Annotated in this window: 8 protein-coding genes; 3 read left to right on the forward strand and 5 right to left on the reverse strand. The window is 56.1% G+C overall.

Annotation, left to right across the window (positions count from 1 at the left end; genetic code table 11):
* Positions 1 to 118: DUF2237 family protein (locus ACFDSS_RS03880; protein ID WP_375254489.1), on the forward strand; the 118-nt coding region annotated here is incomplete at its 5' end.
* Here ACFDSS_RS03880 and trpB read toward each other — a convergent pair.
* From trpB to ihfB, 4 genes are all read right to left on the reverse strand, one after another.
* Positions 115 to 1,353, reverse strand: coding sequence for a tryptophan synthase subunit beta (trpB, locus tag ACFDSS_RS03885; protein ID WP_375254452.1), 1,239 nt, complete (start codon positions 1,351 to 1,353; stop codon positions 115 to 117). The two genes, ACFDSS_RS03880 and trpB, sit on opposite strands and share 4 nt — an antisense overlap.
* A gap of 62 nt (positions 1,354 to 1,415) precedes the next feature.
* Positions 1,416 to 2,063, reverse strand: a complete 648-nt coding sequence (locus tag ACFDSS_RS03890) for a phosphoribosylanthranilate isomerase (protein WP_375254453.1) — start codon at positions 2,061 to 2,063, stop codon at positions 1,416 to 1,418.
* Complete coding sequence (locus ACFDSS_RS03895; RefSeq protein WP_375254454.1) at positions 2,063 to 2,419, reverse strand: LapA family protein; 357 nt, start codon at positions 2,417 to 2,419, stop codon at positions 2,063 to 2,065. Before ACFDSS_RS03895 ends, ACFDSS_RS03890 begins: the two co-directional genes overlap by 1 nt.
* A 105-nt stretch (positions 2,420 to 2,524) precedes the next feature.
* Positions 2,525 to 2,806, reverse strand: a complete 282-nt coding sequence (ihfB, locus tag ACFDSS_RS03900) for an integration host factor subunit beta (protein WP_375254455.1) — start codon at positions 2,804 to 2,806, stop codon at positions 2,525 to 2,527.
* 508 nt (positions 2,807 to 3,314) lie between these two features.
* Here ihfB and ACFDSS_RS03905 point away from each other — a divergent pair.
* Together ACFDSS_RS03905 and ACFDSS_RS03910 are read left to right on the forward strand one after the other, a co-directional pair.
* Positions 3,315 to 3,869 carry a hypothetical protein gene (locus ACFDSS_RS03905; protein ID WP_375254456.1) on the forward strand — a complete coding sequence of 185 codons (555 nt, stop codon included), beginning with the start codon at positions 3,315 to 3,317 and terminating at the stop codon, positions 3,867 to 3,869.
* A gap of 7 nt (positions 3,870 to 3,876) precedes the next feature.
* On the forward strand, positions 3,877 to 4,497 hold the full coding sequence (locus ACFDSS_RS03910) for a hypothetical protein (protein ID WP_375254457.1): 621 nt from the start codon (positions 3,877 to 3,879) through the stop codon (positions 4,495 to 4,497).
* 84 nt (positions 4,498 to 4,581) lie between these two features.
* Here the strand turns inward: ACFDSS_RS03910 and rpsA are convergent, their stop codons facing one another.
* Positions 4,582 to 6,255, reverse strand: coding sequence for a 30S ribosomal protein S1 (rpsA, locus tag ACFDSS_RS03915; protein ID WP_375254458.1), 1,674 nt, complete (start codon positions 6,253 to 6,255; stop codon positions 4,582 to 4,584).
* Between the last annotated feature and the right edge of the window lie 303 nt (positions 6,256 to 6,558).

A 6,558-nucleotide genomic window follows, 5' to 3' on the forward strand; every position in this document is an offset into this window, starting at 1 on the left:
GCAAGCACATGAAGAGGGATGCGCGCCGCAAGTCAACCTGAACGCCACACATGTACGCGCGCTGGAAATCGTGCCGATTGATGTGCTGCGCGGCTATGCAGCGCCGGATCTATCCTAGCCGGTATTTTCGGTGCTCATGTCAAAGCCAAGATGCCGCGCCACCGTAAAGATGTCTTTGTCACCACGGCCACACATGTTCATCACCAGCAGGTGATCCTTGGGCAATTCCGGTGCGATCTTCATCACATGCGCCAAGGCGTGGGATGGCTCAAGCGCAGGAATAATGCCTTCAAGCGCACAGCTAAGCTGGAACGCTTCGAGCGCTTCGACATCCGTGATCGCGACATATTGCGCGCGCCCAATATCATGCAGCCATGCGTGTTCCGGCCCAATACCGGGATAATCGAGCCCCGCCGAGATCGAGAACCCCTCAAGGATCTGCCCCACATCGTCCTGCAACAAATACGTGCGGTTGCCGTGCAAAACACCCGGACGACCACCCGTCAGCGATGCGCAATGTTCCATTTTGGCGTTGACGCCTTTGCCACCTGCCTCAACACCGATGATGTTCACATCTTTGTCGTCAAGAAAGGGGTAAAACAGCCCCATCGCGTTTGAGCCGCCACCGATTGCGGCGATCAGCGTATCGGGCAGACGGCCTTCGGCAGCATGCATCTGCTCTTTCGTTTCCTTGCCGATAATGGCTTGGAAATCACGCACCATCGCAGGGTATGGATGCGGCCCCGCGACGGTCCCGATGCAGTAGAAAGTATCGCGCACATTGGTCACCCAATCGCGCAGCGCATCATTCATCGCGTCTTTCAACGTGCCACGACCAGACGTGACAGCCACGACCTCCGCCCCCAAAAGGCGCATACGGAACACATTGGGCGCCTGACGCTCAACAGCATGGGCACCCATATAGACCACGCACTGAAGGCCGAATTTCGCGCAAACCGTGGCGGTCGCTACACCGTGCTGACCTGCGCCAGTTTCGGCGATAATCCGGGTTTTCCCCATGCGGCGGGCAAGGATGATTTGACCCAGTACATTGTTGATCTTATGGGCGCCGGTATGGTTCAGCTCATCGCGCTTGAGGTAAATCTTGGCACCGCCCAAATGCTCCGTCAGGCGTTCGGCATAATAAAGCGGGCTTGGGCGGCCAACGTAGTGGGTCCACAGATCATGCATCTCGGCCCAGAAGCTTTCGTCGGTCTTGGCGTATTCATACTGCTCTTCCAGTTCGAGGATGAGCGGCATCAAAGTCTCGGATACAAAGCGTCCACCGAAGTCGCCAAAACGGCCCTTTTCGTCGGGACCGGTCATGAAGCTGTTAAAAAGATCGTTGGCCATGGGATACCTATTCGTTTCGCGCCCGCCAGAAGTAACGATATGCGGGGCAATGGTAAAGTCGATTAGGTGCGGCTGACTGCCTCGCAAAATGCGCGGATGCAGGCGGGGTCTTTGACGCCGGGCGCGCTTTCTACACCGGATGAGACATCAACTTGGGTGGCCCCCGTCAGGGTAATCGCCTCAGCCACATTGTCCGGCGTCAGCCCCCCCGCTAGCATCCAGGGCACAGGCCAACGGCGACCCGCTATCAGCCGCCAATCGAAGGAAAGACCGTTGCCGCCAGGCAAGTCAGCCATCTTGGGCGGCTTGGCATCCACCAATATCTGGTCCGCCACTTTCGCGTAAAGATCGAGCCTGGGGAGATCGGTTTCATCCGCCACACCGACCGCTTTCATCACTGGCAAGCCGTAACGCGCGCGAACTTCTGCAACACGCGCGGGCGTCTCTTTTCCATGGAGCTGCAAAATATCCAGCGGGACGTCCGCAACAATTGCATCCAGCAATGCGTCGTCCGCATCAACAACCAAAGCAACCTTGGCAACACCAACAGGTGCGGCCTGCGCAATCAGTGCCGCCTGCGCGATTGAAACATTTCGCGGGGATTTGGGGAAGAAAACAAGGCCCACATAGGACGCGCCTGCATCGACAGCCGCCTCCAGGCTGGTAACGTCGCGCAGTCCGCAGATCTTCACCCGCAAGGGCGCGGCCATCAGCCGGTCTTTTCCAGCAGCGCAAGAACGTCGTCTTCGCCGTTTGCCGTTGCCGCCGCACCGCGCAGCTGGTCAACTTCGCGCTTGAGGCTTTCAACTTCGCGCGCCTTGCCACGGGCATCGGCACGGATCCGATGCTCGCGCACCCATTCCCAAAGAAAACCAATCATCAGACCAACGCCAACGCCGATAAAGATCACGACAAAAAGCGGAAGCTGCATATCAGGCGAAATGCTCAACAGCTCACCCAAGGCTTCCGGCATTGCCCGGACGGTCACCATATCACGATTGGCCAGACCGATCAGGATCAGCGCCAAGCCAACGATGGCCCAAAATGAATAGCGTATCGTTTTCATACCATCCTCATACCGCAGATTGCCAAAGGGGTGAACCGCAATTCACCCGTCGCCTCATCTCACAAAAGATAGGATGCCGCCTGCCAGACGCAAGCGCATTCGCATTTATGCGCCGTTCAAACGGTCCCGCAAAAGCTTGCCTGTCTTAAAAAACGGCACGTGCTTTTCCTCGACCTGGACGGCTTCACCAGTGCGCGGGTTGCGTCCGACGCGGCTATCGCGCTTTTTGACCGAAAATGCGCCAAACCCGCGCAATTCGACACGATCGCCACCGGCCATCGCTTCGATAATTTCTTCAAAAATGGTGTTTACGATTTTCTCAACGTCGCGTTGATAAAGGTGGGGGTTTTCGTCGGCAAGTTTTTGGATCAGTTCGGAACGGATCATGTTTTGGCCTCCCAACCATGCGTCGTCGTAATGAGCAGTGTTTGGTCCTGCTTCCGGCATTACTATAAGCATTTTAGTGGCTTGGTGAAATAGCGCGAAAACACCGTTTTCCATCTGAACACGCCGCAAATGCGATTTTTTTCGCGCCGGTAGTGCGTTTAAGGGCAGATTGCACGCCAATCAGCAATGCAGGATTTTCCGCACATGCGTGGCGATTCGGCGCATTTCAGTCAGGGTTTCACCCTGCGCCGCGCCATCTGCGACGTCTCAACCCATCGGCAAGACGCTGAAATAGCTTGGCATCAAACACCGCGCGGAAAATCAAGATAATCGCCGTTTTTCGCCCACCATAAAAAGCGCGCTGACCATCCGGAAACCAGCGGCACCTACAACACCCAGGCAGGCGCCTAACTGGTTCCATTTATGCAACAATCTTGCCTCAATTGGGGCACAATCCCCATCTAGCGTCCAATGGTCGTACCCGCATACTGAGATCAAAGGACAAAATATGAGACTTCTCCGATCAACTTTACTACTTTTTGGGCTGACGCTATTGGCGGCTTGCGCAACTCCCCAAATCACCGATTTCTCCGACAGATCCGTTGTCTACGTCTGGGTGGACGTTGAACAGGCACGTGGCAACAAAGTCGTCGGTGGTTCATTCCGGAACTTTGCACCCGGTGATGGCGGCGGCGTTTACCCCGTGGGCGTCGAAAAGCTCGGCGATGGCTTTTTAGTCTATCATGAAGGTATCGCACCCGGCCCGACCAAACTTGGCACCGTTGACGCGATGTTCTGCATTGGCTTGTGTGGAAACACGATCAACGTTTATGACTTTGGCAACCAGGGCGGAGATATTGCTGCAACGACCGTGCGTTCACGCGGCGTTTACGACCTTGGAAGCTACGCCATTGTCTCGCAGCGGACCGGTCTGTTCAGCCCGCGTGTCTTTGACGTGCAGCGGACATCCGGGCCAAGCAAGCGCCAGATTCTTCAGACCCTGTTGCCGCTCGTTGGCGAAGATCAGCGACCTGTGGTGCAAGCCGCTTTGGATCGGCTGTAGCATGGGTATGTCGAAAACCTTCAGGCTCACTGCGGCGGCTGTTCTGCTGGCCGCCCTCAGCGCCTGTATTCCTGAAACTGACACCGTGGCGGAGGATGTTTCTCGCAGTTCCGACAAGGTTATCATCGTCGGCTCCTTTGAGATCACGCCAAAAATACCGCAGCGTTTGAACACCGATCAGAGGATGATGCGCCCGGTTGAGGAAAGTTTGTTTGGCTCTGCGGAGGACCTCGTCGGTGACCGTCTTGTGACTGGATTTTTGCCATTCGGGACACAAGTGCGTCCGTCCATGTGGGGTAACCCCTGGGTTGGCAAAACGCATTCCGTGCCGCTGGATGATCTCTTCTTCATTGAGGTCGAACGGACAGCGCTGCAAATGCAGCCGGGCCAATTCTTCCTGAGTGATTGGGGTCCAGACTCGATTGTTCTGCCCGGTGGGCTGGTTACCGCCACCCACCCGACTGCTGATGTGGTCTATGTGGGTACGGTGCGCTATCGCCGCGATGACTTCTTTGCCATCACGGATGTGCGGGTTCTGGATCGCTTTTCGCAGGCTGCCGCCGCCGTGCGTAGCCGGTATGGGGCGAATACGACGATTGCCAAATCGCTTTGGCGGCCAGACCGCTAAGGTTGGCTGCATCATCTTAAACAAACAAAAACCCCCGCCGCAGTCACCTGCAGCGGGGGTTCTTTTTAGCTTAGACGTTTAGACCTATTCGTCGCCCTTCAGCGCTGCACCAAGGATATCGCCCAAGGATGCGCCGCTGTCGGAGGAACCATACTGTTCCACAGCTTCTTTTTCTTCAGCGATCTCGCGTGCTTTGATCGACAGACCCAGCTTGCGGGTCTTGCTGTCGATGTTGGTCACACGAACGTCGACCTTGTCGCCAACGCCGAAACGCTCCGGGCGCTGCTCGGCACGGTCACGGGACAGGTCAGAGCGACGGATGAAGGATTTTGCACCCTCATAGTCAACTTCGATGCCGCCGTCTTCGATCTTGGTCACTTCAACAGTGATGACAGAACCGCGCTTCACGCCGCCAACAGCCTCTGCGAACGGATCACCGTCCAGCGCTTTGATGGAAAGCGAGATACGCTCTTTCTCGACGTCGACCTCTGCGACTTTCGCGCGGACCATGTCGCCCTTGCGGAAATCACCGATGACGTCTTCGCCGCGGCCTTCCCATGTCAGGTCGGACAAGTGAACCATACCGTCGATGTCACCCTCGAGGCCAACAAACAGACCGAATTCGGTGATGTTCTTGACCTCACCTTCAACTTCAGTGCCCTCAGGGAACTGCTCTGCGAAGACTTCCCATGGGTTGCGCTGAGTCTGCTTGAGACCAAGGGAAACGCGACGCTTGGCGCTATCGATTTCCAGAACCATGACTTCAACTTCCTGCGAAGTAGAGACGATCTTGCCCGGGTGTACGTTCTTCTTTGTCCAAGACATCTCAGATACGTGCACCAGACCTTCAACGCCTGCTTCCAGCTCAACAAATGCACCGTAGTCGGTGATGTTGGTCACGCGGCCCTGATGGACGGAACCCAAAGAGAACTTCGCTTCAACAGCATCCCATGGATCAGCTTGCAGCTGCTTCATGCCAAGGCTGATGCGGTGTGTTTCTTTGTTGATCTTGATGACCTGCACCTTGATCGTCTCACCAATTGTGAGGATCTCGGATGGGTGGTTCACACGGCGCCATGCCATGTCAGTGACGTGCAACAGACCGTCAACACCGCCCAAGTCAACGAACGCACCGTATTCGGTGATGTTTTTGACAACGCCGTCAACTTCCTGGCCTTCGGTCAGGTTGCCGATAACTTCGGCGCGCTGCTCTGCACGGCTTTCTTCAAGGATCGCGCGGCGGGACACAACGATGTTGCCACGACGACGGTCCATTTTCAGGATCTGGAATGGCTGTTTGAGACCCATCAATGGGCCCGCGTCACGCACAGGGCGGACGTCAACCTGAGAGCCGGGAAGGAACGCAACCGCGCCGCCCAGATCAACAGTAAAGCCACCTTTGACGCGGCCAAAGATTGCGCCATCGACGCGCTCTTCGTCAGCATATGCTTTTTCCAGACGATCCCATGCTTCTTCACGGCGCGCCATCTCACGAGTGATAACAGCTTCACCGCGGGCGTTTTCAACTTGGCGCAGGAACACTTCAACAGTGTCACCAACGGCCAGTTCAGCCTCTTCACCGGGATTTGCGAATTCTTTGATATCTACGCGGCCTTCCATTTTGTAGCCGACGTCGATGATAGCTTGGCCCGCTTCGATTGCGATTACCTTGCCTTTGACAACTGACCCTTCAGCGGGTGTGTCCATTTCGAAGCTTTCATTAAGGAGTGCTTCAAACTCTTCCATTGTGTTAGCCATGTGGCGTCGTTTTCCTAACGTTTGGTTTTATACGGGCCGTGCGGTTGTCTCCGCCGGTCTTTGGGTTTCGGTTGGTCACAAGAGCCATTGCGGAACATAAAACAACAGGGCCGGCAAACTACCGACCCCGCTCAAGTCTCACGTCCGCGCCTGTTTCGACACTTCGACAGGGCGGCGTATAGGGCGGTTTTTCCAGCAACGCAAGGGGTTTTCGCCCCGGCTTTTTTGCTTGGCGCCGCTTGAGAATTACCCCTTTTCGGCCACAGTAGGAGACGACAAAAACCGCTGAAAGAGCCGCCCATC

The organism is Yoonia sp. (assembly GCF_042093035.1).
Lineage (GTDB): Bacteria > Pseudomonadota > Alphaproteobacteria > Rhodobacterales > Rhodobacteraceae > Yoonia.